This window comes from Microbacterium maritypicum (assembly GCF_008868125.1).
Classification (GTDB): Bacteria; Actinomycetota; Actinomycetes; order Actinomycetales; family Microbacteriaceae; genus Microbacterium; species Microbacterium maritypicum.
The window spans coordinates 443,562-470,179 of sequence record NZ_WAAQ01000002.1 but is presented as its reverse complement, the minus strand read 5'-3'; the positions used below and the strand labels follow the sequence as shown (position 1 = coordinate 470,179).

Below are 26,618 nucleotides of genomic sequence, written 5' to 3'. Positions count from 1 at the left end.
CGAGTTGATGGGTTGTCCCCGCTTCTCAAAGCGGTTTCACTTTGTGGCCTCATCGCCGGCGCGGATCATGAGGAGCGCTCCGGTGACCGCTGCGGCGAAGATCACGATGTCGGCGATGTTCCCGATGAACCAATTTCCGTAGGCGAGAAAGTCCACGACGTGTCCGCGGGCGAATCCCGGATCGCGGAAAAGGCGGTCGCCTGCGTGTGAGGCGGCAGCTCCTCCGAGCGCGCCGATGACGATTGCCCATCCCAGGCGTTGTACTCGGAACGCGAACACGATTGCTGTGACGGTGGCGGCGACGGCTAGCAGCGCGAACACCCAGGTGAAGCCTTCCCCGAAGGAGAATGCCGCTCCGGGGTTGTAGGCGAGCTGCAAACCCAACAGGTCACCGATTAGGGGGACGCGCTCACGCTCAGTGAGGGCCGCTTCAGCCCACACCTTCGTTCCCTGATCAATCAACACGACAATCACGGCGATCAGGAGCGCTCCACCAGTGAGCTGCCACCGCCGCGCCGACGACCGCTCGCGCACAGCGGGCGGGTGAGCTTCTGTTTCGGAAGGGATCATGCGAGGACCTCGATCAGACGGACGATGACCCCGGATTCGATCAGGATGAACAGGCCCAGACCGATGAAAACTGCCGGTACAAGCCAGTGCTCGACGCGCTCCAACCCCTCGGTGACTGCCTTGTTAGTGCCGATGAGCCGGCCCGCCGCGCACCAGACGGCAACGAGGATGAGGAACACGACGATCATGATCGCGACGTCGCCGGGCGTGCTGGTGCGGAAGATCGGCGTGTAGAGGGAGATGTTGTCCGCCCCGTTGGCGATCGTGATACCAGCGACGCCCCACAGTCCGACCGCGGTGATCTTGGAGTCGTCGTCATCGTCATCGCCGTTGCGGCGCAGGCCGCGAATGAGCGTCCAGATGCCGATGCCGAGCGGGATCAGGCCAAGGAAGCCGACCCATTCGTCCGGGACGATGGTGAGGCCGAGCGCGGCGATCACGCTGATGACGACGAGGGTGATGAACCCGAGGTACTGGCCTGCGACGATCTGCCACGGCCGGGGTTTCCCTCGGCTGGAGGCGAGGAAAAGCACGGTGAGCACGACGATGTCGTCGATGTTGGTTGCCGCGAACAGGCCGATCGCTGATCCAATGGTGGCGAGCATCAGCGTCCCAGTCGTGGCGTGCGGGTGCGGGCGGCCCGCAGGCCGTTGAGGATCACGATGACCTCGGCGACCTCGTGGACCAGGACGACAGCCGCGAGCCCCAGGACGCCGAAGAGCGCGAGCGGGAGCAGGGCGGTGATGATCAGCAGCGACAGGATGATGTTCTGGTTGATGATCCGTCGACCGCGCCGGGCGTGATCGAACGCCCGCGGGATGAGGCGTAGATCATGGCCGGTGAAGGCCACGTCCGCGGATTCGATCGCTGCGTCGGAGCCGGTCGCGCCCATCGCGATGCCGACGTCTGCGCCCGCGAGGGCGGGGGCATCGTTGATGCCATCGCCGATCATCGCGACCGGTCCCGCCTTCGACAGTTCCCCGATCGCGGTCGCCTTGTCCTCCGGGCGCAGCTCCGCGCGCACATCGCTGATCCCGGCCTGCGCAGCCAGGGCACGAGCGGTCCGGGCGTTGTCGCCGGTGAGCATCGTCACCCCGACGCCCTGGCCGGTGAGTGTCCGGACTACCTGGGGGACTTCAGGGCGCAGCTCGTCGCGGACGCCGATCGCGGCGACCGGTGACCCGTCTCGGTGCACGATGACGACGGTCATGCCCTGCTCTTCCAGCGTTGCGACCCGCTCAACGAGGTCGCCGGCGTCCAGCCAGCGGGGACTGCCGACGGTGATTCTCGATCCGTCGACGGTGCCGTCAATACCGTGGCCGGCCTGCTCGGTCACATCTGCAGCTGCCGGTGTCCCCGGAGCTGCGGCGGTGATCGCTGAGGCAAGAGGATGTGTGCTGTGCTGCTCCAGCGCAGCCGCCCACGCCAACGCCTGGACCTCGGTTACACCGTTCGCGGTGAGTACGGCGGTGACCACGGGTTCGTTGCGGGTAAGGGTTCCGGTCTTGTCGACGGCGACGTGCCGGACCGTACCGAAGCGCTCGAAAACGGCGCCGGACTTGATGATCACACCGAACTTGCTCGCGGCGCCGATCGCAGCGACGACCGTCAGCGGGACCGAGATCGCCAGCGCACACGGAGACGCCGCGACCAGCACGACGAGCGCGCGGGTGATCCACACCTCCGGGTCACCCAGCAGCGAACCGATGATCGCGACGAGCGCCGCGAGGATCAGAACGCCGGGCACCAGTGGGCGGGCGATCCTGTCCGCCAGACGGGCACGCTCGCCCTTGTCGGTCTGCGCTTTCTCGACCAGCTCCACGATCGTCGTGAGCGAGTTATCGGTGCCCGCAGCCGTCGCCTCAACCTCCAGCGCGCCGGCACTGTTGATCGCACCGGCCGACACAACATCGCCAGGCTCGACCTCGACCGGGATCGACTCCCCGGTGATCGCCGATGTGTCCAGGCTGGAGCGCCCGGATCGGACGATCCCATCGGTCGCGATCCGCTCACCCGGGCGGACCACCATGACCTGGCCAACCGTCAACTCTCTCGCCGGTACCTGCGCGGAGACACCGCCCTGCAGCACCGTCGCTGTCTCCGGCACGAGCTTCAGCAGTGCCCTTAGCCCGCCGCGGGCGCGGTCCATCGCCTTGTCCTCGAGCGCCTCAGCGATCGAGTACAAGAACGCCAGAGCTGCAGCCTCCTCCACGTACCCGAGGATGACTGCGCCGATCGCGCTGATCGTCATCAGCAACCCGATGCCGAGCTTGCCCTTGAATAGTTTCCGGATCGCGCCCGGCGTGAACGTCGACGCGCCCAGCAGTAGTCCGACCCAGAACAGCACCAACGCCGGGATCTCTAAGCCGGACCACTCGAGGATCAGACCCCCCAGGAACGCGACACCCGAGAAGATCGGCACCATGATCCCGCGGTCTTTCCACCAGGGCCGCTCAGCCTCTTCGTGTTCCTCTCCCGCCGTGGCGGCAGGCTCATGCTCGCAACCACACGCCTCGCTCACGCGCCAGCCCCCGCTCCGCAGCAGCCCGCCACCGTGCACGCCGAGTCCACGCACGGGGCGTGCACGTCGACAGCCAGCGTCACGTCCACCAGTGCGACGAGGGCAGCAGCTAGGTGCGGGTCGGCGATTTCGTATCGGGTCTGACGGCCCTCCGGCTCGGCAACGACGATGCCGCAATCGCGCAGGCAGGTGAGGTGGTTCGACACGTTCGAGCGCGTCAGCTCCAGTTCGCGCGAGAGCACAGCGGGATAGCTCGGTCCGTCGAGCAACGTCATTAAGATCCGGGAACGGGTCGGATCAGCCATGGCCCGGCCGAGTCGGTTCATCACATCAAGACGGGAAGCAATGGTCAGCATGCACTGAACTATACAGTGACCGCTGACTGGTTATCAATTCGATCGAATGTTATGGCGTTCTGTTCGTCGCCGCGTCAACCAGTCGTGAGGTGCGCGATCCTGCTGTGGTGGACGACGCCGCATGCCGCCGGGCGCTCGATAGCGATCGTCCCGCGAAACTGCAGCCGGAGGCTGTCGTTCGGGAATAGGCCGGTGCCTGTTGAGTTACATACCCCCAGGGGGTATGTTGTGGGTATGAACGGTTACACCGACAACAAGGCGGATCTGCGCAAGCGATTGAGTCGGGTTGAGGGTCAGGTGCGAGGTATCTCGCGGATGGTCGATGAGGACAAGTACTGCATCGACATCCTGACGCAGGTCGCTGCGGCCACGAAGGCGCTCGAAACGGTGGCCTTGTCGCTCCTGGGTGACCATCTGAGCCATTGCGTCGCTCAGGCAAGCGCTGAGGGTGGCGAGGTTGCGGCGGAGAAGGTCCGCGAAGCTAACGACGCCATCGCTCGCCTGGTCCGTTCATAACCACACGTCTAACGATCTGGAGAAATTCACTATGACTGACCGCATCGAACTCGGACTGAAGGACGCAAACGCTGGTTGCGCATGCTGCGCAGCCCCATCGAACATCGAGGCATCCGCTCCTGTGGCGGCCCCGGTCTCGGAAGAGGTACTGGTCACGGGAATGACGTGCTCGCACTGTGTGTCGAGCGTCAGTGAGGAACTGAGCGCGCTTGACGGTGTCGCGTTCGTCGCTGTCGACCTGAACGCCGGCGGCTCGTCCCGCGTGACGATCCACAGCGCAGCCCCTGTCGATCCCGCTGCCGTGAGGGCTGCGGTCGAAGAGGCCGGTTACAGCCTCGCGACCAGCCAGGCCTGATTCACTTATCCGTCCGCACCCGGCTCGACCCCGGGCGCATCGAACAAGGAGTTCTGATGAGCCAGCACGACGAGCACACCCATCACATCGCACACGAGAATCCCGGCACCGCGCCGACGGCGCAGCATGACCACGCGGCGATGAGCCACGACCACGGCGCTCCTCAAGGTCACGCGGGCCACGGCGGTCACGCGGGCCACGGCGATCACGTGGGCCAGTTCCGGCGGTTGTTCTGGATCATGCTGGTCCTTGCGGTCCCGGTTGTCGGGTTCTCGGGGATGTTCTCGATGCTGCTCGGGTACCCGTTGCCGGAAGCCGCCTGGGTTGGGTGGGTGTCCCCGGTTCTCGGGACGGTCATGTACATCTGGGGTGGGGCCCCGTTCCTCACCGGCGCGGTGAGTGAACTTCGTGCCCGCAAGCCCGGAATGATGCTCCTGATCGCCCTCGCGATCACGGTCGCGTTCCTCGCATCCTGGGGCGCGAGCCTCGGCCTCCTCCATCATGAGCTGGACTTCTGGTGGGAGCTGGCGCTGCTGATCGTGATCATGCTGCTCGGCCACTGGATCGAGATGCGCTCCCTCGCACAGACCACCTCAGCACTGGATTCCCTCGCTGCACTGCTGCCCGACGAGGCGGAAAAGATCGAAGGCGACACGACCGTGACGGTCGCCCCGTCCGATCTGCTGGTGGGTGACGTGGTGGTGGTGCGCCCAGGCGGGCGGGTGCCCGCTGACGGGCGGATCGTGCAGGGCTCGGCCAGCATGGACGAGTCGATGATCACCGGCGAGTCCCGGCCCGTGCGCCGCAGCGACGGCGACCAGGTCATCGCCGGCACCGTCGCCACCGATTCCGGGGTGCGGGTCGAGATCACCGCGATCGGCGACGACACCGCTCTCGCGGGGATCCAAAAGCTGGTGACCGAAGCGCAGAATTCATCCTCGCGCGCGCAGCGGCTCGCAGACAAGGCCGCCGGGTGGCTGTTCTGGTTCGCGCTCGGCGCCGCCGCGATCACCGCCATCGTCTGGACGATCGTCGGCATGCCCGACGCCGCCGTGATCCGCACGATCACCGTGCTGGTGATCGCCTGCCCGCACGCGCTCGGTCTGGCGATCCCGCTCGTCGTGTCGATCGCCACCGAGCGTGCCGCTCGCGGAGGCGTGCTGATCAAGGACCGTCTCGCGCTGGAGAGCATGCGCACCGTCGACACCGTCCTGTTCGACAAGACCGGCACGCTCACCAAGGGCACCCCCGCCGTGACCGCGATCGACCCCGTCTCCGGGACCGACCCTGACCAGCTGCTGGCCTGGGCCGCGGCCGCGGAAGCAGACTCCGAACACCCCCTCGCCCGCGCGATCGTCAACGCGGCGAAAGAGAAGACCCTCACGGTCCCCTCGTCAGCCGATTTCGAATCGTCCCCGGCGGTCGGGGTCCGTGCACGTGTCGATGGGCGCGTGGTGCAGGTCGGTGGCCCGTACATGCTCGAGCAGGAACACGCCTCCGAGCTACCGGTCGCCGACGAGTGGCGCCGTGAGGGTGCGATCATCCTCCACGTGCTCGTCGACGGACAGGTCGCGGGTGCCCTGCGCTTGGCGGATGAGATCCGCTCGGAGTCGCGTCACGCCGTCGAGGCCCTCCACGAGCGTGGCGTGCAGGTGGTCATGATCACCGGTGACGCCGACGCGGTCGCAGCCTCCGTCGCGGGCGAGCTCGGCATCGACCGGTACTTCGCCGGGGTCCGACCCGAAGACAAGGCCTCGAAGGTGAAAGAGCTGCAAGGCGAAGGGCGCAAGGTCGCGATGGTCGGAGACGGTGTCAACGACGCCCCCGCGCTCGCGCAGGCCGACGTCGGCATCGCCATCGGCGCCGGGACGGATGTTGCGATCGCGTCCGCGGGCGTCATCCTCGCCAGCGACGACCCCCGGTCGGTGCTCTCGGTGATCGAACTGTCGCGGGCCAGCTACCGGAAGATGAAGCAGAACCTCTGGTGGGCCGCCGGCTACAACCTGCTCTCCGTCCCCCTCGCCGCCGGAGTGCTCGCCCCGATCGGGTTCGTGCTCCCGATGTCCGTGGGCGCGCTGCTGATGTCCCTGTCAACCATCGTCGTCGCGCTCAACGCGCAGCTGCTGCGCCGACTGGATCTGCGCCCGGACGCCGTGGCCGGTAAGTAGCGAGAAACAGTTAGGTCGACGGACGTAGGCTGGGGCGAACGGGAGGTGAGTATGTCGCTGATCAAGGTCTCACAACAGGTGCGCGGACCGCGCACGCTCACCCACACCGTCCTGGCCGTCCTCGCGATCGCCGTGGGCATTATCGCCGGCCTACTGGCGATGCACTCCTTCAACTCGCATGCGACGGCCGCCGGTCACCATGACACCGTCACCGTCAGCACTCAGGCCGAAGTATCCGCCCATCACCCCGACGCCTCCGCGACCGCCCTCGTGCCAGCCGCGCCGACACAGGAGGCGGGATGCGCGACGTGTGGGGCCGGAGATTCGATGACGTGGATGGCGTGCGTCCTCGCGCTCCTGGTGGCCACCATCCTTCTCAGGCGGATCGGGCTCGGCTGGCGGCACACCCTCTTGGTTGCGACCCGCGCGCCCGCGACAACACGCGGGCCCGCCCGCGCTCACGCCCTTCCCCCGCCTCCATCTCTCACGGTTCTCTGCATCAGTCGCACGTGATCACGCGCTAGCCCGCTCTGGCGGGCAACGCACCCTCGGGCACCGGCAGCCGCCGGGCCCCATCACTGACCCTTGGAGAACCCTCATGAAGATTCGACCCGCGGCGATCGCCGCACTCACCCTCACCGCACTGCTCGCCCTCGCCGGCTGCGCGGGAACCACCGGATCCGACAACGGCATGGAAGGCATGGACCACGGCGGCAGCTCGTCCGCGCCCGCAGAGACAGCAGATGCGAATGACGCCGACATCATGTTCGCCAGCATGATGAAGGAACACCACGCACAGGCCATCGAGATGTCCGACGTCCTCCTCAGCAAGGACGGCGTTGACGAGCGCGTCGTCTCTCTCGCCGAAGAAATCAAAGCCGCTCAGGAGCCCGAGATCCAGCAGATGGACCAGTGGCTCGAAGACTGGGGCGCGGAGATGGACAGCATGGAGGGCATGGATCACGGCAGCGGCATGATGTCCGAAGAGGACATGCAGGCCCTCGAAGATGCCGCCGGTCCCGATGCGGGGCGTCTGTTCCTCGAGCAGATGATCCAGCACCACGAGGGTGCCGTCGACATGGCGCAAGACGAAGTCGACAACGGTCAGAACAGCGACGCCGTCGCACTGGCCGAGACCATCATCGACACGCAAACGGAAGAGATCGCCACCATGAAGGAGATCCTCGCAACTCCGTGATCCACGGGTGGGGTGCGGGACTCCCGCACCCCACCCATAGATCTGTTTGCGGACACCATCATGCGAACCCTCAAGAACTTCACCCTGCCTACTTCCCGCCTGCGACGTCGCGGAGCACTCACGATCGCTACGACAATCGCGGCCAGCATCGTGCTCGCCGGGTGCACAGCACCTGCCGAGCCGACCACCGGACACGACCACGCCACCACCATCGAACACGTCCACGCGATCGTGCCTGACCCCTCAGGAGACGGCTACCTACTGGGCGCCCACGACGGGATCTACACGGCCACGCTTGACGGCGAAATTGGCGACCGCGTCCAGAACACCGACTTTGACGCGATGGGCCTCACCGCCATCGGGGATACCCTCATCGCGTCTGGACACCCCGGGCGAACGACTGCCCCCGAACTCGGTTCCCCCAACCTCGGAATCATCCGAAGCGACGACAGCGCCCGATCCTGGTCACCGGTCTCGCTCACCGGAGAGAAGGACTTCCACGCTCTCGCCGCCGGCCCGGACGAGAGCCTGTACGGGCTTGCGTCAGACTCCATCGAACTGCTCCGCAGCGACGACACCGGACAGACATGGTCGCCCGCCGGGGAAGTCGTCGCGGTCAACCTCGCCATCGACGCCGCAGGGCAACTGTTCGCCGCCACACCCGACGGGCTGCAAGTCAGCGCGGATGAGGGCGCCACGTTCACCACCGTGAACGATGCACCGCTGCTCTACCTCCTCGCCGCTTCACCCGATAGCAAGCGCCTCGTCGGTGTCGGCAACGGCGGACAGATCTGGGTCAGACCCGCATCAGGCGCGGAGTGGGTTCCCGCCGGCACAACCCACGGCTCCGCACAAGCGATCACCATCACGAACGGCGGCGACATCTTGGTCTTCGATCAGAGCGGACTCACTGCGCTGCCCCGCTAGGCCGCCCCGAACGGTCACAATCTTTCCCGGGTTCGGATCGCAGCAACGACTTGGGCTGAGGTAGCCGATCCCAGGGGTTACTTACACCAAAGTGCTCGTCCGAGTTTGGCGCTCCCATGCCTGCGTTGCGAGCTGCACGGCGTCCCATGGGGAGCCGAGCGGGGGCGTGCAGGAGAGGTCGAGGTCACTCATCGTTGCGACGGTCATGCCGTGGTGCAGAGCCGTGGCGTAGGTGTCGACGCGCTTGGAGATCTCCGCACCGCGGGTGCCGACGAGCTGCGCGCCGAGCAGCAGACCCCTTTTGTTCCCCTGTGCGCGTGCGGTCGGGTGGCGTTGTCCCTGTACTTGCTGCATGGCGGCCTCATCGCGCTCTGGAGTAACGCGTATGGCCGCTCTGCAGAGAACTTCTACTTGGGCTGGCTGGTGATCGTTCCGGGCATGATCGTGGTGGGTTGGCTGTGGTGGCGCTTCGCCGGAACTGGCCCAGTTGAATGGGCGATGGGCTGGCTCAGCGGACGTCCCAAGACTTCCTCGTTTCGCCGGTAGAACCAGCGCGTGGCTCACGAGTTCGCAAGGAATCTTGATTGGTGGGGCTGGTAGCATCCTGAGGTCATGGTCGTCTACGGTCGCACTCGCAACTGCGCCAGCCGCGCCGACGATTTCCTGATAACGAAGATCATTACAGCCCTCGGGCTGGCGCTTCTTCTCGTTGTCGGAGCATGGCCGGGCGGCCACCGTGACGCGACGGACGCGACTCCGTATCTGAGCACGACATCCTCGTCGTCACTAGGAACGCCTTCCGCCGGCCATGTCTCGGCGGGTTCGGGTGAAAGCGTTGCCGGCGCGACCGCCGAACAATTCGTGACCGGGGACACAGCAAACGACATCATGATCGGTGTTGCCGGGTGCCTCTTGGGTATCATCTGCTGCTTCTTGGTGCTCATCGTCACGCGGACCTTCCTCCGTCACGTCCCCTCTTCTCGCATTCGCGAACGTTTGCCGCGCGCACCATCACTGGCGGCCATGACGGGGCGCCTGTTCGCATTGCCTCCTTCTCTCACACAGCTTTCTCTGTCGCGGACCTGACCCTGGCGGCGCCATCTTTTCGATGGCGCTCCACTGGTCGTCCTCGTTCGTTGTGTGTGTTTGGAGTGTCTATGAAATCTTCCGTGAAAGCGGTACTTGTCACCGTGGCTTTTGCCGTGGTGTTGCTGGTCGTCGCGCTGGTCTTCGTCCTCATCAATCAGAATCAAGCTGCCGCACCCGAGACGGGGCCCGCTGATGGTCCACAGGTCGTCCGTGAGAACTCGCATGTCCTCGATGACGGAGGGGAAGGGGCGGTGACGGTTGTCGAGTTCCTCGATTTCGAGTGCGAGGCCTGCGGTGCTTTCTATCCCCTCGTCGAGGATCTCCGCGGCAAGTTCGATGGCGAGATCACTTACGTGATCCGCTACTTCCCGCTGCCGGGTCACCTCAACTCGAAGAACGCCGCGATCGCTGCCGAAGCCGCAGCGCAGCAGGGCCGCCTCGAAGACATGTATCACCGCCTGTTCGAGACGCAGCCTCAATGGGGTGAGGCTCAAGAGTCGCGGGCGGACCTGTTCCGGGGGTTTGCGGAGGAACTCGGATTGGACATGGCCGCGTTCGATGAGGCTGTCGCTGATCCTGCGACAGCAGAACGGGTTCAATTTGATCTAGACGAGGGTGAGCAGCTCGGTGTCAGCAGTACCCCCTCGTTCTTCATCGATGGGGAGCCTGTCGTACTGGAGACGTGGACCGATCTGGAGGACAGCATTGAAGCCGCGGTGAACGGTGCTGAATGATGGCGCATTCGCTATCGCACCGTCGCGTCATCATCGTTGGCGCCGGGCACTCCGGATTGGCGACAGCCGCCGCGCTCAGGTCCTCCGGGTTTGAGCCACAGAAAGACTTCGTGATCATCGATTCTGCAACCCCCGGTCAACGAAGCTGGGTCACACGGCGGCAGTCGATGAAACTACGCAGTGCGGCACGCCACAGTGTCGTCCGCGGGTTCCCTTTCCCGGGCGATGAAGACCGTCATCCGAGTGCGGATGAGATGTCCGACTACCTGTCTTCGGTGGAGAAAGCCATCGGTGTGAAAACCGTGTGGAGCACACGAGCTCTTGGAGTCAACCGGTTGGGCGACGGATCCACGCTGCATCTGTCGACCTCCGCCGGGGAAGTGCAAACCCGAAATGTGGTCTGCGCAACGGGAGCTGCCGCCGTGCCGCGCATACCGGGGTGGCGCCAGGAACTAGCAGTACCCGGTTTTGTGCTGCATTCCAGCCAGTACCTCTACCCCGCGCAGGTACCCCCCGGCCCCGTGTTGGTTGTTGGCGGCGGATACAGCGGAGTGGAGATTGCTGAGGAACTCGCGTCCTCCCACGACGTCACCCTCTCCACTCGAGCGGAACCCTCACGAGTATCAGAGCGGCCCATCTGGTCAAGGCTGCGGCGTAAGGGTCCGATGTCCGAGGCACGCCCCCGCGTAGCTTCGACAGACGTCACTCATGCCGCCGCCGTAACGGAGATTCGCGGAGACACCGTGATGTTCGCCGATGGGGCGTCCATGAAGCCGTATTCCGTGGTCCTTGCGACCGGATACAGGCCGGCAGACACATGGCTGCCCGATTCGGAGCCGCCCGGGCAGCCATTGCACGTCAGTGCACGCATCCCCGGACTGTTCACTGTTGGCATGCCGCGATACTCCCGCGCGGACGCTGACACCCTCGCTGGGGCGAGTCGCGATGCGGCGACCGTCGCCCGGCTCATCGTTGGACGGCCGTAAAGGAGCACCATGACAGAAACAGGGCACAGTCACGGTATTGGTGACGCCACTCCCCGCAATCGCCTGGTCATCGCGTTCGCGATCACCTCCTCGGTCTTCATCGTCGAAGTGATCGGCGCGATCATCACAGGTAGCCTCGCACTGCTCGTTGATGCTGCACACATGCTCACCGATGTCATCGGGTTGGCGATGGCCGTCACCGCTGCGCATCTGATGAACCGTCCCCCGACTCCCAAATACACCTTCGGTCTTCAACGCACGGAGGTGCTCGGTGCGCTCGCTCAAGCAGCTCTGCTGCTCGGAGTGGGCATCTTCGCGCTCGTGGAAGGCGTACGGCGGCTGTTCGAGCCCCCTGAGATCGCTTCGGGGAGTCTGCTGTTCTTCGGCATCGTCGGTCTCGTCGCCAACATCGCCTCCATGCTCGTGTTGTTCAGCGGCCGCGGACGCAATCTCAACATGCGCGCCGCGTTCCTCGAGGTCGTCAACGATGCCCTCGGTTCCGTTGGCGTCATCGCCAGCGCCATCCTCATCGCCGTTTTCGGTTGGTATCAGGCAGACGCCCTCGCGGGTGTCTTGATCGCGCTGCTCATCATCCCCCGCACCCTCATCCTGTTACGAGCATCCGGTCGGGTGCTGTTGGAGTCCACACCCGCCGGCCTCGACCTCGAGGATGTCCGCCGCCACATCCTCGCCCTTCCGCACGTGGTCGCTGTGCACGACCTCCACGCGACCCAGGTCTCGACCGACCTCCCCACGCTCACCGCCCATGTTGTGGTCGATGACACCGTCACGATGGAAGCTTCCGCCGCATTGCTGACATCACTTCAGCAATGCGTCAGCGAACATTTCGCCGTGAGCATCGAACACTCCACGTTTCAGATCGAACCCGAATCCCACCCCGGAGAGCACGACACCCATGCATAAACGCCTCTCGGCACGCACCACTGCCGTCCTCACCACCCTGTTGTTGTCGGCATCCGTCGTATTTGGGACTGCATCTCCGGCCGCCGCTCATGACGACTTCGTTTCGTCGTACCCCACCGCCGATTCGACCATCAACGGCTCTCCCGACGAGATCTCTCTGATGTTCACCGGGACCCTCACCGGTGGTGACGACGCAACGGTCGTTGAGGTTGTCGATGAAAGCGGAGCAAACGTCGCCGTCGACCCGCCAACGGTGAGCGGTGACTCGATCACTCAACACCTCTCCCCCGACGCCGCAACTGGCATCTTCACCGTCCGCTGGAAAACCGTCTCTGCCGACGGACACCCGATCGCCGGGGAGTATGTGTATACCGTCACGCCCGCGATGGACACGGAACCCAGCACTCCGACCACAAGCCCCACCCCTGAAACCTCCCCAGAAAGCACGGAGGAGCCGGAAGCGGCTCGACCCGCGCAAACATACGGTGGCACGGCATCCGGCGGCGGTGCTTTCGAACTGCTGCCCTTGTTCTTCCTCTCGGGTCTGGCACTGATTCTGGGGATCGGCGTTGTGGGCGTGGTTATGGCTGGGCGCCAGCGTCACCGGCGCGACCGCGCCCAGGCCGCCAAGGATGCCGCAGCTACGGAGAAAGACGCCGATGCGTGATCGAGTCCGCCGGTTGGCCGTGGTGCTCATCGTCGCCGCCATCGTCATCCTGATCGATCAAGGCACCAAGACTCTTGCCCTGAATACGTTGCGGCAAGATGCGCGTATACCGCTGATCGGTGACTGGCTCGGTCTTCAACTGGCCTTCAACCCCGGGGCGATCTTCTCGCTCGGGGAAGGCTCCACGTGGGTCATCACCGTCATCGGGGTCGCTGTCACCGCGGTCCTGATCGGTGCCGCCACCCGAGCCCGGGACGTGTGGTCGGCGGTTGGTTTCGGTTTCATCGTGGGCGGTGCGATCGGAAACCTCATCGACCGTTTATTCTCGCCGCCCGCGTTCGGGATCGGGCACGTCACCGACTTCCTCGCCTACGGGAACCTGTTCATCGGCAACCTTGCCGACGTCGCTCTCGGCATCGGTGCCGTATTCCTCATCGTCGCGGGTCTGCGCACAAGCCGTCGCCGGCCAGACCCCGCGTCCCGCCCCGATCCCGTCGACCCTGTACCCGCCGAAGAAACGGTTCACCCATGAGTCCCAAAGAACGCGTCCCCTCCACGTACCAGCGGAACGCCCTGGCCCCCAGCCTCGTCGCCGCCGCGATCCTGTTCCTTGCCCCGGCGCTCTTCCAGGCGAACTGGGCACCCCTCGTCCTCTTCATCGCCTCAATTTTCGGGCTGATCGTCGCGTGGTTTGCGCTGCAGGCGCGTCACTGGTGGTGGATCCCGGTCTTCCTCGCGATCGCCGTGCTCTGGAATCCGGTGATGCCATTCCCCTTCTCCGGTGTCGTGTGGACCACAGCACAGCCCATCGCGGCCGTGGTGTTCCTGGTAGCGGGTGCGACGATCAAGGTGATCCGGAAGTGAGCGGCGTGAGCTTCGTGTCACGACCATGCGTGTGAGCGGCGAGATCCCCAGCAGTCCCCCGTCTCTGCAGACGTTCCTCGCACCGGCCGACATCCCGCTTCCGGTGCTACCCATCGTCGCGGGGATCCTCGCTGCGCTGTATCTCGTCGGAGCGATCCGATTGTGGACGCACGGGCGTCGTTGGCCCGTGTGGCGGACGATCAGCTTTCTGCTTGGATGCGTTCTCCTCGCGGCGGTCACCGGTCTGGGCGTTGAAACCTACGGCCAGGCGCTGGTGTCCGTTTTCATGTTCCAGCAGCTCACTCTGATGATGATGGTGCCGCCGCTACTGGTCCTCGGCTCACCCGGAACCCTTCTTCTGCGAGCAACGCCGCATCACGGAGCGGGACGGGTAGTCCTCACAGCGGCCCACAGTGCTCTTCGAAGCCCGGTCGCGAGATGGGTACTCAGCCCGTGGGCCACTGTCCCGCTCTACCTGTTCGCGTTCTACGGCATCTACCTTGCGGGTGCTGCCGATGCCATCCTCGCTCTCGCCGGGGGTCACGTCGCGCTCGAGGTCGGATTCCTCCTCGCCGGCATGCTGTTCACCATCCCCATCTTGTCCTCCGATCCTCTGCCGATCAGGTTGGGCCATGGTGCGCGCGCACTGGACGTGTTTGCTGAAGCCGCACTGCACGCGTTCTTCGGGGTGTTCCTCATGATGGCCAGCACGATCCTGGTCGGCTCATTCGTCGCCCCCACAGAGGCGCTAGGCATCGATCCCCTCGCCGATCAGCAGCTAGCCGGCGCTCTGGCATGGTCCTACGGTGAAGCCCCGACCGTGCTGATGTTGATCTACGTGATGCATCGTTGGTTCCGCAGCGACACCGCTCGTGCTGCCGCGGCCGACCGGTACGCCGACGCGCACGGGAACGCCGACCTCGACACGTACAACGCCTACCTCAAAAAACTGAGCTCTCATGACCGTGACCGCTGACCCGCTGGTGAGACACGCCCTCTCCGTCCAATCAAAGCGCGGCAACCCCAGAGAGCACAACGCGCGCCTGCCAGCCGCGGCGCCCTTCCCCGTAGCGATCGTCGCGTCCGCCATCGCAGGAGGAATGCTGGATCTCGGCTACCCCGCAAACGGGTGGTGGCCTGCCACGTTCGTAAGCGTCACCATCGGGCTGTGGACGCTCCGCGGACGTTCTCTCCCCAAGGCGTTCCTGATCTCCCTCGTCTACGGCGCGACCTTCTACTTCACCCACCTGGTATGGGTTTCACGGTATCTGGGGCCCATCCCGTGGGTCGCGCTGGCTGGCTTGGAATCCCTGCTATTCGGTGCCGGCGGCGCACTGATCGCACTCGCCTATCGTGTCGCCACCACCCGGGCGCGACACGGGTATCGCGCGATCACTCCCGTGCTCGTCGCCGGGGTGTGGGTGCTGCGGGAAACGCTGATGGGGAGTACGCCATACACCGGGTTCCCGTGGGCGCGCGTCGGTTTCAGCCTTGCCGAGAGCCCGCTCGCGGAGGCCGCATCATGGGTGGGGACCACCGGGCTGTCCTTCCTGACGGTTCTCGTCTGCGCGAGCGTCGTGGAGGCCCTCATCCTCCGTCGATGGGAGCCAGCAGCAGCAGCGGCAGTCATCGTCGTTGCCGCGATAGCCGTCCCTCTGTTCCCCACCGAGCAAGCGGGAATGATGCGCGTCGGATGGGTGCAGGGCAACGGGCCCAGCGGCTACTTCGACACCAGGACAACAGGTGACATCCTGCGCGCGCAGGAAGAAGCGACCGCTCCTCTTCTGGGGCGTGAAATGGACCTCATCGTCTGGCCGGAAGGGTCCGTCGACGCCGATCCCCTGCGCGATGTCGCCGTCGCAGGCCGCCTTGATCGACTCGTGCAGGGTGCTGGCGCTCCGGCGCTGGTGAATGCGGCGACCACTCGTGGAGCCGACACGTTCAACACCTCGATGCTGTGGACGAGCGCCGGGCCGCAGCAGCTCCACGACAAGGCCAACCCCGTCCCTTTCGGCGAATACGTCCCGGACCGTTGGTTCTACGAAGCGATCGCCCCCGACCTCATCGGATTGATACAACGGGAGTACACGCCCGGCTCCAACACGCCCCTCGTGAATGTTGGCGATGTGCCCATCGGTCTGGCGATATGTTTCGACGTCATCTACGACGACGTCATCCACCAAAGCGCGGCCTCTGGCGCGCAGATGTTCGTGTTTCAAACCAACAACGCGGACTTCAGAGGCACCGACGAGAACCTCCAACAGCTGGCCATCGCCCGCATGCGCGCGATCGAAACAGGGAGAACTGCCGTGAACGTCTCCACCACCGGGACCAGTCAAGTCATCGGCAGCGACGGGCAGGTGTTGGCTCAGGTTGCGGTGGACACGACCGCGGCGAAGATCACCGAGGTCCCCCTCCACACCGGCACGACCCTCGCTGTCGTTTTGATGCCCTGGCTCGGCTGGACGCTCAGTACCGGAACCGTACTGGCGCTGCTCGTCATGTCGATCCGACAGCGGCCAGCGGATGCTGACTCCCCAGAAGACGGATGGACGAAGTTGTGAAACTCAAGATTCTGACCTCCGTCGCGGCACTGTGCGCACTGCTTCTACTCAGCAGCTGCGCACCCACCGTCCACCTCGAGCCCGCAGCAAACGCGAATGACCCGCTGTGCGCAGAGGTCGCCGTACGCCTACCGGACTCGATTGGCGACCAGGCTCGCGTCTGGACGGACGCTCAGGCCACCGCAGCATGGGGCACCCCCAGCAGCGTGCTCCTCACCTGCGGGGTGGAGCCCCCGGCCCCCACCACGCTGCAATGTGTCAGCTTGGGGGGCGTCGACTGGATCGTCGACGAGGAGGAGACCCCGAATCTGCGGCTCACAACCTACGGCCGAGATCCAGCTGCCCAGGTGTACGTAGACACGACCACCCTGTCTGCAGACGCGGTTCTTGAATCTCTCGCCGGAGCGATCCAGCAACTCCCCAAGACCGGTGAATGCACGGCGCCTGTGACCGAAGACCCAGACGTCGCGGACGCTGAGACGGGAGACACCGCTCCATGAATCCCGTCGTTCTCCGGATCGTTGGGCCGACGATTCTCGTTGTCGCCGCACTCATCGCGGTGGTGGTCGGGCTTGCGATCGGTGGAGGAGCTGCACCGAGACTCACCAGTGACCCTGGAGCGCTCGTGCGATGGGGACTCCCAGCCGCGAAGCTGTTCGTCAATCTTTCCGGTGCGGCGATGCTCGGGCCTCTGGTGCTGGCGGTGTTCGCTCTCCCCTTGGGAGAGAAACCGTTCACCGTCGCGCTCGATATAGCCTCCGCCGCCGCCGCCATCCTCACCATCGCAAGCGGGGTGGTGGCTTTCCTCACCTTCCTGTCCTCATTCAATCCGCAAGTGAGCCTGAGCGCCGAGTTCGGCACGCAGCTCGGCCGCTTCCTCCTCGACACCGAGCTGGGACGATCATGGCTCATCACCGCGATCCTCGCCTCGGTCGTGACAGTCCTCGCATTCGCTGTACGCAGCTATGGGGCGGTGCTGATCACAACCGTGCTCGCGATCATCAGCCTGATACCCATGGCCACCCAAGGCCATTCGGGTGAGCTCGCCAACCACGATCCCGCGGTCATGTCCCTCGTCCTGCACGTCATTTCAGCGGCAATATGGCTCGGAGGTCTCATCCTGCTCGTCGTCGCGCGACCGATCAGCTCTCCGCACGAACTCGAGAACCTGCTCCGCCGGTACTCGACGGTGGCACTCATCGCGTTCATCGGCGTCGCCGTCTCGGGATATGTGCGGGCGCTCACTGCCCTCGGCCGGTGGGAGGAGTTGGCCTCACCGTACGGCATCATCCTTCTCACAAAGATCGGCGCTCTTCTGGTCATGGGCGTCCTGGGTGCCGCCTACCGCCGTCGACTCATCGCAAAGGCCAACGAGGGCCGTGGCGCCTTCTGGATGATCGTGAGCGTCGAACTCGGTTTCATGGGTATCGCGAGCGGGGCCGCCGCCGCCCTCGCCCGCACCGCCGCCCCCGCCGACACGATCACACTCCCGCAGACCACCGCCGCAGAGATCCTCACCGACGCACCCGTCCCGATCGAACTCACCCTGCAGAGATGGTTCACGGCGTGGAGCCCCGACCTCCTCTGGGTGCTCGTCGCGGGTTTCGGAATCGTCTTCTACCTCGTCGGCGTCCGACGCGCACGGCGCCGCGGGTATCCGTGGACAGCCAGGCGGACGATCAGCTGGATTGCGGGGATGGGGGCGCTTCTGTGGACGACCAGTGGGCCGATCGCAGCCTACGACGACGCGCTCATCAGTATGCGATTCCTCTCCTTCGCTCTCCTCAGTCTCGCGATCCCCTTGCTCCTTGTCTTCGCGACGCCGATCACCCTCGCAACCTTGGTCATCCATCCACGGGACGATGGAAGCCGAGGACCGCGCGAATGGCTTCTCTGGGCCGCCCACAGCCCGCTGGCCAGATTTACTCTGCGCCCCGTCGTCTCCGCGGCTCTTTTCGCCACGTCGCTGTGGTTGTTCCACTACTCCGACCTGTTCCGATGGTCGCTCTACGACCAGCTCGGAGCGGAATGGATGATCAGCCAGCTCCTCGTCACCGGGTGCCTCTTCGTGCGATCGCTTTCCCTGAACGCGTCCACGAGTCCCGAGGGGCGGTGGCGGTGGGCTTCACTCACTGCACTCACAGGCGTGGCAGCGTTCTTCGGCATCGCCACTAGCACTCGCTCCGACCTCATCGTCGCGGAGTGGTTTGGCGCCATGGGGCGGACGTGGGGACCCACCCCTCTCCAGGACCAGGCCCTCGCCGGAGGCGCCACCTTGATGATCGCCGGAACGCTCGCAATCCTCACCGGCTTCTCCGTCCTCCACACGAAACGCAACAACCGACCTACCGGTAGCACCCCCGTGCCCACCGTACGAAAGGACCCGCACCTGTGACCTCCACCCACCGCACCCGCTGGCTCGCCAGCACACTTCTAGCCCTCATCACACTGGGAATCGTGGCCGCACCGGCCCCCGCAGCTCTCGCGCACGACAACCTCCTGGACACCGTGCCCGGGGCAGACGAAACCGTCACCCAACTTGACGACGTCGCTCTCACGTTCAGCGGGGAACTCATTGACTTCAGCCAGGCCAGCTTCGCCCAAGTGCAAGGACCCGACGGCCTCTTCTACGAATCCAGCTGCTCCACCATCGACCGCAATATCCTCACCACCCCGGTCGCACTCGGGGAACCGGGCGTCTACACCGTGCTGTGGAACGCCGTCTCCAGCGACGGTCACCCCATATCCGAGAGCTTCACGTTCACGTACGCTCCCACCGGCATCGAGCCAGGGCTGGGATGGGACAAACCAGCATGCGGGAACGAACAATCACGGATCCAACCGGCAAAGGCGTCGCCCTCCGCCGCGCCAACCACCGAACCGCCAGCAGCGGACACACCTGCCCCGGTGGTATCCGCAGGCGAGGACGAGGTGGCTTCGATCGCGATCCCGCTCATCATCGCCGTTGCTGTCATAGGTGCCGCGGTGATCACCGCCACCGTTGTTGTACGGCAAGTGAAGAAGAAAAAACACAACCGGTTGAGCGCCGACGGCCACACGGACCCGAAAGCGTGAGCTTCGTGTCAGGGCAGTCGAACTCAAGTTCGATGCGTCAGATATGGGCCACAGATCAGAGATCACGGGCGAGTCGGCGCGACTTCGGCCCCCACGAACGGACGATAGACCAGACGGCGGGCAACGCGAGCATGGCCAATCTGCACGCCCATGGCAGCAGAATCCACGAAGCCGAGCTCGAGGAGAGGGCACAGTGAACGAACGACGCGTCTCCGCGGCTGCTACGGAGGCGGCTGAAGAATGCGGGTGTGCACCCACGCCCGCCGAACGCGACTCATTCTGGAAGCTGAGTGTGACTCGACGTGGCGCTTTTGGACTCGGCGCGCTCGGCGTCGCTGCATTCGCTGCATTCGGTATCGGCTCCGGCGTCTCAGCGGCGCACGCTGCGTCCTACCCGAGCTGGGACGATGTCCAACGCGCCAAGAGCAACGAAGCTGCCAAGGCCGCCGAGATCACCCGGATCGAAGGGCTGATCCAATCCTTGACGCAGAAAGTCGCCGAGACCCAGGCTGCCGCTGACACAGCCTCCGACGAGTTCTACGCAGCACAACAGGAATACTTCGCTGCGATCACGGAAGCCGAGAGCCTGCAGGCGCAGGCGGACGAACAATCAGCGATTGCCGAAACCTCGGCCCGCAGGGCCGGTCAAGTTGCGGCACAGCTGTACCGCAACGGTGGAGACGATTCAGCACTGCAACTGTTCTTCTCCGGTTCCGCGGACAACGCCGATGAGCTCCTGTCCCGGCTGGGCACCATGGACAAGCTGCTCGAGTACAACCGGTCGGTCTACGATGACGCAATCTCGGCGCGCAACACCGCCCAATCGCTGACCGATCAGGCCACGGTCGCCCGCGACGAACGGGACCGACTACAGCAGGTCGCAGAGCAGAAGATGATTGCCGCACAAGAAGCAGCCGACGCCGCGCAAGCCGCGCTCGACGAGCAAGCCGCGAACCTCGAGACGATGCAGGCGCAGCTCGCCGCGCTGAAAGACACCACCACGCAGACAGTCGCTGGCTACCAGGCGGGTGTAGCCGCACGCGCGGCCGAAGAGCGAGCCCGTCGCGAACGTGAAGCCGCCGAAGCCGCAGCCAACGGAGGCGGCAACGGTGGCGGCGGAGGCTCCGCCGGGAGCGGCGGCTGGGTTCGACCCCACGGAGGCGGCCGAAGTTCAAGCTACGGCCCGCGGACCCCCATCTGCGGGTCGCAGGGCTGCTCCTCGAGCTACCACTACGGCGCGGACATGGCCAACGGCTGCGGAGCGGCGATCTACGCCGCCAACTCCGGAACCGTGGACTACGCCGGCGCCAACGGCAACTACGGCAACTACGTCCGCATCCAACACGGCGGAGGGGTCAGCACCGGTTACGCCCACATCAAACCCGGTGGCATCGCCGTCGGTCGAGGGCAGTGGGTCAATTCCGGCCAGGTCATCGCCTACGCCGGCGACACCGGCCGATCCTTCGGTTGCCATCTGCATTTCGAGGTGTACATCAACGGTGGTTACACCAACCCCGTCCGATTCATGGAAGACCGCGGCGTCTACATCTAAGGCTCCGAAACGGGATCACGAAGTGGCGCCGTCGAAATGAGCAGTCGGGTAGAGAGGACTGCTCCAGTCGTCACTCGCGGACATCCCTGCTAGGGATCTCAGAGAGGGAGGATGACGCTGCCCATCACCGCCGTCAGCCGCGACATGATGTCGGTCCACAGCCCGGTCACCATCAGGAGGCCGAGGACGATCAGCAGGATACCGCCGCAAACATTCAGCACCCGGATGTGATGGCGGAGAAACTCGACCGTCTTCGCCGCCCAACCGAACCCGAACGCGACCAACAGGAACGGGATGCCCAGGCCGAGCGAATACGCGAGGCCGAGGAAGCCAGCCCGGACAGGGTCGCCGGCGTTGAACGAAAGCGCGATGATCGCGGCAAGCGTCGGACCCATACACGGCGCCCAGCCGATACCGAGTGCCACTCCAAGTAGCGGCGCCCCGACGACCCCGGCCCGGGAGCCGACGTGGAAGCGGACCTCCCGCTGGGCGAAACTGAACACCCCGAGGAAGACAAGCCCCATCAGGATGACGACGGCGCCGAGGATACGCGTGACCAGGTCACCCCAGCGCAGGAAGAACACGCCGGCCGTCCCGCCCAGCGCAGTAATGAGAACAAATACGACACTGAAGCCGAGGATGAACAGCAGCACGCCAACCACGAGCTGACGGCGCTCAGGCGCGACTGCGTTCGTCGCGTCCCCCTTCGTCCGCGGCGCGACCGCTCCGCCGAGGAAGCCGAGGTAGCCGGGGACCAGCGGGAGCACGCAGGGCGACAAGAACGACACGAGGCCAGCAAGCATCGCGACGGGGACTGCGAGCCAAAGCGCACCGGACCCGATGATGGAGTCGGCGTTCACGGTGTCTCCGCTAGGGCGTCCTTGACGAGCGTCGAAAGGATCGAGGTGCCGTCGATGGGTCCGATGATGCGGGCGGCGACACGGCCCTGTCTGTCGAGCACGAGAGTCGTCGGCGTCGCCTGGATCGGCACAGCCTCGGAGAAAGCGAGTTTCGCCTCGGCCGTGTTCACGTCGATCAGGCTCGGGTAGGTGATGCCGAACTCGTCAGAGAAAGCTAGGGCAGTGTCGGCCTGGTCGCGGGTGTTGATGCCGATGAAAGCTACATCCTCGCCGCCGTATTCCTGCCAAACGCTTTCGAGATCCTTCGCCTCGATGCGGCACGGCGCGCACCCCGCGTACCAGAAGTTCACCACCGTGACCTTGCCGGCGTTGTCCGCACTGTCGAAATCATCACCAGTTTCAGTGATGCCGCTGAAGGCGACCGGTTCGCTCCGCTCGGCGATCGGGATCTCGACGATCGCGCCGTCGGCCGCCACATACCCGGTGTTCTCACCCTTGAGGAAGGAATCGCTGACCGGATCCGGCGCACACCCGCTCAGACCGATCGCGAACACCGCAGCGAGCATGATTCCCGCCGCACCACGAACGGTACGAAAGCGTGGGTCTCGAGGCACATTCGCACTGTACGCAGATCCCCTATGCGTCCGCCGAACCACGCCACCGCACTGTCGAAATCGCTTGCCGCTTCCGACGCTTCTCCAGAGCTAGTTGATGTGTAGGCGACCTCGGCGTTGCTGACACAGGTGTCGATCCCGGAAGACCGTGTGACAACATCCGCGAGAATCCGCCACCTTTCATGAGAACAGCGACAGGTTTCGTGAGAAACGACAATTGTCCGATCTCACGACAGTTGTCATGACGCGAGACACGACTGCCGCAGAATTCCGCGTCGGTCACGTGCGGCTCACGAGGCGGTTCGTCTCAAGAGAGTTATCAGACTTTCAGCACGAGAGAGCGGTCGTATTCAGCTGCTGTTGCGAGGTTCGGGTCCCCCCTCACTACTATGAGCAAAAGTCCGTATCCACTTCCGTCGTAACGAGCAGATATTTCTCCGTCTGACCCCACCAGGCTCACCTCGGATCATCATGTGAGCGGTAGCGGTTCAGGATGATCGTGATCCCAGGGCTCTGGAGCTGAAGCCAGTGCTCGAATGAGCAGGTGGCGCGTACCGGCCTCCCCCGCGAGGCCATCCTCCAGTCGCCCGATCTTGTCGCGAACGAGGATCTCCAGTTCTCCAAGGACACTCGTCTTGGACTTGTATCGATATGAGGTGGCCTGCTCAATCTCCGCCACCCCGAGATGGTCGTAGAGGAATCCTCGTAACATCGGGTTGCTGAAATCAGCGCGAATCGCACCGGATACTGATTCCCAGAAGGCCGAAAGATCTGAAGCTTCCACGTTAGCGTCTGGCGCTTCCGTCTCGTCCGCGCGGTGCACCGTGATCAATGGGTTGGGACGGGCGATAGCAACCCAGGCAGATGGAAACGGTGCCGAGATGCTGAGTAACTTGGCCCGGTCTTCGGCTGCGAGGGCGAAACCTTCCTGGAGATCGGGGAGCAGTTCTATCATGCGAGTGAGATACGGCAAGTGATGTCCATCGACCATAAACTGCAATCGTCGCACGCTTACCTTGTTCTCGAATAGGTCAAGGAACAAGCTTGAGACCCCTTGAGCGTCAAGGTCGGTTGGGTCAATCAGCGTCAGGCGATCATGGTCGAGACGACAGTACGGCCGTTGCGCGAGCCATTGATGGATCTCCTCGTTGCCCTGCGCGCTCGTCAGTACAACTTCTCCCGAGAGAAGCCTTCCGATGGTTTCAACATGCACGTCATGCAACACCTCCGCTAGCGCCAGCGCCTCCTCAGTCGCCGTCAGTTCGCCGCTGACTTCGCTTAGGAGCGCCCCCCGAAGACTCTCTAGTGCCTCTGACGAAAGCAGATGCCCATGACCGTCGACCACCGAGTAACTGTCCACCGACCATCGAACAACCCATCTGTAGGCACCGCCATAGTAGGCAATGTCAAGGTCGATCGGCTCGGCCCTGAACTGCTGCTTCACATTCTCTCTTGCCACCGCCATAGGTGAGATCTCGGATGTGGAGAGCGCATGTTCGATGAGGTCGTCTCCGACTAGGAGCATTATGGAGTGTTCCTGAAGGGTCCGGTAACTGCCGTAGACGTTCCCATTGACTCCATTCAAAGCGATCATCACGCCGATCGTTTGCGGGGCACTGAGGCGCTCGATGAACACCTTTCCAAGAAATCGCTGCCACATCGGCATGTTGATCGGGGTCGCGTAGGCCTTCGCCTCACCGACCAACGGCGTTCGGTGCGTGGAATTTGCAACCTGCGTCGAAAGGTTCGCCACAATGTCGAGCTCGTTTCCCCCAGCACGAATCACATTAAGGCGGACGTCCTCGAAGCCCTGGCCGCGCAAGATCGTTCGCACGAGCGCCTCCAGCTGCGCACCCTTATCGTCAGCGTTGACCCCAAGAACAAGCATGTGCCTCCAATCAATCAGACGAGCGTCGTCAGCCCAGCGCTCGTCCCGAGTAAGCGTAGCGAGTGAGGCTCCCGCGGTGCGTATGGGTCCCCCCTTCCGCCCGAGAGCTCGATTGATTCTCGCTAAGACCTGGGTGCGGGTGCGGATCGGGACCACGAGTTCCCTCGAATTCCGCGATTCGCGCCGAGCGCGTGAAGATACCCTTCTCCCGAAACTGCCGGAGACCGACGCGGGCGCGCGATGCTGAAACTGTTCTGCCTGGAGGTCCCTGCGAGTCCGCAGCAACGACCAGTCAAGCTGGTAATCATTTCAGCGCTCTTCGTAGAGCCTTGTCTTCTGCGATCGGCAGAGTAGCGCTACGAGGCTCTGAAAGACTCGACGCCATGGGGAGCCACGAAGCCCAAGCGCCCGCACATCTTCACCGAGAAGTATCTGGCCGCACGGGCTATCGCGAAGAAGGTCTCGACGTCCTCGATGATCAGAAAAGCACCGGATTGAGCGAAGGAGCGTCGTCGTCCAAACCGGGCGAGGTCAACGTGTGCGCGCGCTCCGAGACTCACTCATTGTTGTACTCCTCTTCGAACAGCTCGGCGACGTCCTCCAGGGATCCTTCTGCCTCAAACGAAAGATCGACTTCGGCCCGCTCAAGAAGATCTGCTTCGCCAAGGATAAGGTGACAGGATTCGCAGGCTAGTTCCTCCGTAGCAATGACTAGGGTGACGTGCGGATCTGGGTCATCGTAGGACGCTCGCACGAGCTCGCGATCCAGGATCTCTTCGCCTCCGATATCAGCCCCATTACCGCAAGCAGGGCATTCATGCGAAGAGCGATAACTCCAGCCACTGGCGGTGTTCTCGAATCGATCCCAGTCGATCTGCATACGTCCCGCCATACTGTTCGACAGGTGCAGACGAAGACGCAGTTGCGCGTTCTCGATCAGGGACTTCAGCCGTCGATCCCGATTGGCTCTGTTCGTCTCCAAATGCTCCTCGACCACAACGGCGCGCGCCGCCCCGACGTAGTCCTCCACGACCTTGTCACAGTGAGCAATGAGTACGTGAGCGAGGGCCCAGAACCGTGGCCACCAGTCTGCCGGAGGAATGACGTCGAAGCCAATATCCGCCGAATGGATGTATGCATTCCTGCCGAGCGAGAGCACTTTCGCCTCCGGGACGTTGAACTGCTTGAACGCTCGACCACAGCGCGCCCACACCGCTTTCGCCTGAATCGTGACGAAGCTATCGGCACCTTCGACCGCACCACTCGCGACGAGCAGGCTAGTGCCGTCGTCCGTTGGGAGTGCGATCAGTAAGGGACTGACTCGAGAGAGCGCGCTCTTGCCCAGCAGCTCGAGCGCACAACATGCCCAGAAGGCTGCTTCCTCAAACTCGACAGCGGCGTCCATGGCACGGTTGATGAAGAGCCTGCTCTTGAGCCACAGCCCTTCGCTGTCATATGGCATCAATCGCGTCATGGCCGGCTCCACTGGAAGGTGCGTCGTTCTAACACACGCTCAGCGTCTCCCGCGGAGACCTCGCCCCGGGCGTGTAGGCAATGCCGGTTGTCGATGAGAAGGATCGTGTCCGCTTCATCCCAATGATGCGCCACCGGCTTGAGACTCGAGAAATGCTCCGCTGCCTGCCGCGCGTACCCGTCTGCGGGGCTCATGCACGTTGGATCGAAGCGAACGGTCGCCCCCTCGGCGGCAGCCGCGAGGAAAGAGTTTCTCCCGTTGCGGACGGTGAACAAGCCGAACTGGGCGAACTCGGGATGCCAGGGCGTCCCGTTCTTTGTTGTCGCTGACCACACGTACGTCGGTGTGTTGTTGGGCTCCGCGGAATAGAGAGCGATGACGTCGGGTGGTTCCCTGAGATGTGCGCCGTCGGTGTGCAGGGGTTGTGCGCCGAAGCCGACTTGAGCACTCATCGTGAGACGCGGCGCATCACTCTTCGAAACGGGCTTTAAGGTCTGCCGCGTCGCGCCACGTTGCGTTGCCGCCCTCGAGTAACCATTGATGATCAACGCAGTCGTAAGTTCGATCGGTTTCCCTGTCACCGTGGTCCACCCGTTCCATCGAAGCTCGTTCAGGGCGTTGTCGATATCCACGTTGGTGACGATACCGCGACCCTAGGACAACGACGCGTATACACGGTGGTGCCCATCAACGCCGAACGCCGAGAAGCCCGCCTG

29 protein-coding genes are annotated in these 26,618 nt (G+C 64.2%); 19 read left to right on the top strand and 10 right to left on the bottom strand.

Going from position 1 to position 26,618, the window contains the following annotated elements; all coding sequences use genetic code 11:
• Window positions 1-36 precede the first annotated feature (36 nt).
• The 4 genes from F6W70_RS12945 to cmtR are packed head-to-tail and all read right to left on the bottom strand — an operon-like array spanning window position 37 to window position 3,447.
• A complete protein-coding gene (locus tag F6W70_RS12945) occupies window positions 37-570 on the bottom strand; it encodes a signal peptidase II (protein ID WP_231494440.1) in 534 nt (177 codons plus the stop codon).
• Window positions 567-1,175, bottom strand: coding sequence for a cadmium resistance transporter (locus F6W70_RS12940; protein WP_029259147.1), 609 nt, complete (start codon window positions 1,173-1,175; stop codon window positions 567-569). Before F6W70_RS12940 ends, F6W70_RS12945 begins: the two co-directional genes overlap by 4 nt.
• Complete coding sequence (locus F6W70_RS12935) at window positions 1,175-3,091, bottom strand: heavy metal translocating P-type ATPase (protein WP_036271584.1); 1,917 nt, start codon at window positions 3,089-3,091, stop codon at window positions 1,175-1,177. The genes F6W70_RS12940 and F6W70_RS12935 overlap by 1 nt, the downstream gene beginning before the upstream one ends.
• On the bottom strand, window positions 3,088-3,447 hold the full coding sequence (gene cmtR, locus F6W70_RS12930) for a Cd(II)/Pb(II)-sensing metalloregulatory transcriptional regulator CmtR (protein WP_029259145.1): 360 nt from the start codon (window positions 3,445-3,447) through the stop codon (window positions 3,088-3,090). Before cmtR ends, F6W70_RS12935 begins: the two co-directional genes overlap by 4 nt.
• 234 nt (window positions 3,448-3,681) lie before the next feature.
• Between cmtR and F6W70_RS12925 the strand changes: the two genes are divergently transcribed.
• The 6 genes from F6W70_RS12925 to F6W70_RS12900 all read left to right on the top strand — a co-directional run bounded on the left by F6W70_RS12925 (window position 3,682) and on the right by F6W70_RS12900 (window position 8,611).
• Complete coding sequence (locus F6W70_RS12925) at window positions 3,682-3,963, top strand: metal-sensitive transcriptional regulator (protein WP_029259144.1); 282 nt, start codon at window positions 3,682-3,684, stop codon at window positions 3,961-3,963.
• Between the two features lie 31 nt (window positions 3,964-3,994).
• Complete coding sequence (locus F6W70_RS12920; RefSeq protein ID WP_029259143.1) at window positions 3,995-4,318, top strand: heavy-metal-associated domain-containing protein; 324 nt, start codon at window positions 3,995-3,997, stop codon at window positions 4,316-4,318.
• Between the two features lie 56 nt (window positions 4,319-4,374).
• The gene (locus F6W70_RS12915; RefSeq protein WP_200935185.1) at window positions 4,375-6,486 is read left to right on the top strand and encodes a heavy metal translocating P-type ATPase; all 2,112 of its coding nucleotides are present in this window, start codon (window positions 4,375-4,377) and stop codon (window positions 6,484-6,486) included.
• 51 nt (window positions 6,487-6,537) lie between these two features.
• Window positions 6,538-6,999, top strand: coding sequence for a DUF6153 family protein (locus tag F6W70_RS12910; RefSeq protein ID WP_051671013.1), 462 nt, complete (start codon window positions 6,538-6,540; stop codon window positions 6,997-6,999).
• Between the two features lie 85 nt (window positions 7,000-7,084).
• Window positions 7,085-7,684 (top strand): DUF305 domain-containing protein, encoded by a 600-nt coding sequence (locus F6W70_RS12905; RefSeq protein WP_029259139.1) that lies wholly within the window; start codon window positions 7,085-7,087, stop codon window positions 7,682-7,684.
• A gap of 60 nt (window positions 7,685-7,744) precedes the next feature.
• Window positions 7,745-8,611, top strand: coding sequence for a F510_1955 family glycosylhydrolase (locus tag F6W70_RS12900; RefSeq protein WP_045278977.1), 867 nt, complete (start codon window positions 7,745-7,747; stop codon window positions 8,609-8,611).
• 81 nt (window positions 8,612-8,692) lie between these two features.
• Here the strand turns inward: F6W70_RS12900 and F6W70_RS12895 are convergent, their stop codons facing one another.
• Window positions 8,693-8,965 carry a hypothetical protein gene (locus tag F6W70_RS12895; RefSeq protein WP_029259137.1) on the bottom strand — a complete coding sequence of 91 codons (273 nt, stop codon included), beginning with the start codon at window positions 8,963-8,965 and terminating at the stop codon, window positions 8,693-8,695.
• Between the two features lie 258 nt (window positions 8,966-9,223).
• Between F6W70_RS12895 and F6W70_RS12890 the strand changes: the two genes are divergently transcribed.
• From F6W70_RS12890 to F6W70_RS12830, 13 genes are all read left to right on the top strand, one after another.
• Entirely contained in the window at window positions 9,224-9,697 is a 474-nt protein-coding gene (locus F6W70_RS12890) for a hypothetical protein (protein ID WP_029259136.1), read from the top strand.
• 71 nt (window positions 9,698-9,768) lie between these two features.
• Window positions 9,769-10,434, top strand: coding sequence for a DsbA family protein (locus F6W70_RS12885; RefSeq protein ID WP_134352971.1), 666 nt, complete (start codon window positions 9,769-9,771; stop codon window positions 10,432-10,434).
• Window positions 10,431-11,420: an NAD(P)-binding domain-containing protein gene (locus F6W70_RS12880; RefSeq protein ID WP_315985398.1), complete on the top strand. Its 990-nt coding sequence runs from the start codon at window positions 10,431-10,433 to the stop codon at window positions 11,418-11,420. Before F6W70_RS12885 ends, F6W70_RS12880 begins: the two co-directional genes overlap by 4 nt.
• A 9-nt stretch (window positions 11,421-11,429) precedes the next feature.
• Window positions 11,430-12,344: a cation diffusion facilitator family transporter gene (locus tag F6W70_RS12875; protein ID WP_151486939.1), complete on the top strand. Its 915-nt coding sequence runs from the start codon at window positions 11,430-11,432 to the stop codon at window positions 12,342-12,344.
• On the top strand, window positions 12,337-13,011 hold the full coding sequence (locus F6W70_RS12870; protein WP_151486938.1) for a copper resistance CopC family protein: 675 nt from the start codon (window positions 12,337-12,339) through the stop codon (window positions 13,009-13,011). The genes F6W70_RS12875 and F6W70_RS12870 overlap by 8 nt, the downstream gene beginning before the upstream one ends.
• Complete coding sequence (lspA, locus tag F6W70_RS12865; RefSeq protein WP_151486937.1) at window positions 13,004-13,543, top strand: signal peptidase II; 540 nt, start codon at window positions 13,004-13,006, stop codon at window positions 13,541-13,543. Before F6W70_RS12870 ends, lspA begins: the two co-directional genes overlap by 8 nt.
• Window positions 13,540-13,875, top strand: coding sequence for a DUF6804 family protein (locus F6W70_RS12860; RefSeq protein WP_151486936.1), 336 nt, complete (start codon window positions 13,540-13,542; stop codon window positions 13,873-13,875). Before lspA ends, F6W70_RS12860 begins: the two co-directional genes overlap by 4 nt.
• Window positions 13,876-13,900: 25 nt before the next feature.
• Window positions 13,901-14,851 (top strand): cytochrome c oxidase assembly protein, encoded by a 951-nt coding sequence (locus F6W70_RS12855; RefSeq protein WP_151486935.1) that lies wholly within the window; start codon window positions 13,901-13,903, stop codon window positions 14,849-14,851.
• The gene (lnt, locus tag F6W70_RS12850; protein WP_318278893.1) at window positions 14,835-16,439 is read left to right on the top strand and encodes an apolipoprotein N-acyltransferase; all 1,605 of its coding nucleotides are present in this window, start codon (window positions 14,835-14,837) and stop codon (window positions 16,437-16,439) included. The genes F6W70_RS12855 and lnt overlap by 17 nt, the downstream gene beginning before the upstream one ends.
• Window positions 16,424-16,939: a DUF3515 family protein gene (locus F6W70_RS12845; RefSeq protein ID WP_151486934.1), complete on the top strand. Its 516-nt coding sequence runs from the start codon at window positions 16,424-16,426 to the stop codon at window positions 16,937-16,939. Before lnt ends, F6W70_RS12845 begins: the two co-directional genes overlap by 16 nt.
• Complete coding sequence (locus tag F6W70_RS12840) at window positions 16,936-18,834, top strand: bifunctional copper resistance protein CopD/cytochrome c oxidase assembly protein (RefSeq protein ID WP_151486933.1); 1,899 nt, start codon at window positions 16,936-16,938, stop codon at window positions 18,832-18,834. The genes F6W70_RS12845 and F6W70_RS12840 overlap by 4 nt, the downstream gene beginning before the upstream one ends.
• Window positions 18,831-19,514 carry a copper resistance CopC family protein gene (locus tag F6W70_RS12835; protein WP_151486932.1) on the top strand — a complete coding sequence of 228 codons (684 nt, stop codon included), beginning with the start codon at window positions 18,831-18,833 and terminating at the stop codon, window positions 19,512-19,514. Before F6W70_RS12840 ends, F6W70_RS12835 begins: the two co-directional genes overlap by 4 nt.
• Window positions 19,515-19,707: 193 nt before the next feature.
• Window positions 19,708-21,066 (top strand): peptidoglycan DD-metalloendopeptidase family protein, encoded by a 1,359-nt coding sequence (locus F6W70_RS12830; RefSeq protein WP_151486931.1) that lies wholly within the window; start codon window positions 19,708-19,710, stop codon window positions 21,064-21,066.
• 98 nt (window positions 21,067-21,164) lie between these two features.
• On the opposite strand, the gene F6W70_RS12825 is transcribed toward F6W70_RS12830, so the two are convergent.
• The 5 genes from F6W70_RS12825 to F6W70_RS12805 all read right to left on the bottom strand — a co-directional run bounded on the left by F6W70_RS12825 (window position 21,165) and on the right by F6W70_RS12805 (window position 26,534).
• Complete coding sequence (locus F6W70_RS12825; RefSeq protein ID WP_318278892.1) at window positions 21,165-21,926, bottom strand: cytochrome c biogenesis CcdA family protein; 762 nt, start codon at window positions 21,924-21,926, stop codon at window positions 21,165-21,167.
• Complete coding sequence (locus F6W70_RS12820; protein WP_151486930.1) at window positions 21,923-22,492, bottom strand: TlpA family protein disulfide reductase; 570 nt, start codon at window positions 22,490-22,492, stop codon at window positions 21,923-21,925. The genes F6W70_RS12825 and F6W70_RS12820 overlap by 4 nt, the downstream gene beginning before the upstream one ends.
• Before the next feature lie 517 nt (window positions 22,493-23,009).
• Window positions 23,010-24,428, bottom strand: coding sequence for a hypothetical protein (locus F6W70_RS12815; protein WP_151486929.1), 1,419 nt, complete (start codon window positions 24,426-24,428; stop codon window positions 23,010-23,012).
• 556 nt (window positions 24,429-24,984) lie between these two features.
• Entirely contained in the window at window positions 24,985-25,902 is a 918-nt protein-coding gene (locus F6W70_RS12810) for a hypothetical protein (protein ID WP_151486928.1), read from the bottom strand.
• Window positions 25,899-26,534, bottom strand: a complete 636-nt coding sequence (locus F6W70_RS12805) for a Fe(II)-2OG oxygenase family protein (protein ID WP_151486927.1) — start codon at window positions 26,532-26,534, stop codon at window positions 25,899-25,901. Before F6W70_RS12805 ends, F6W70_RS12810 begins: the two co-directional genes overlap by 4 nt.
• Window positions 26,535-26,618: the final 84 nt, after the last annotated feature.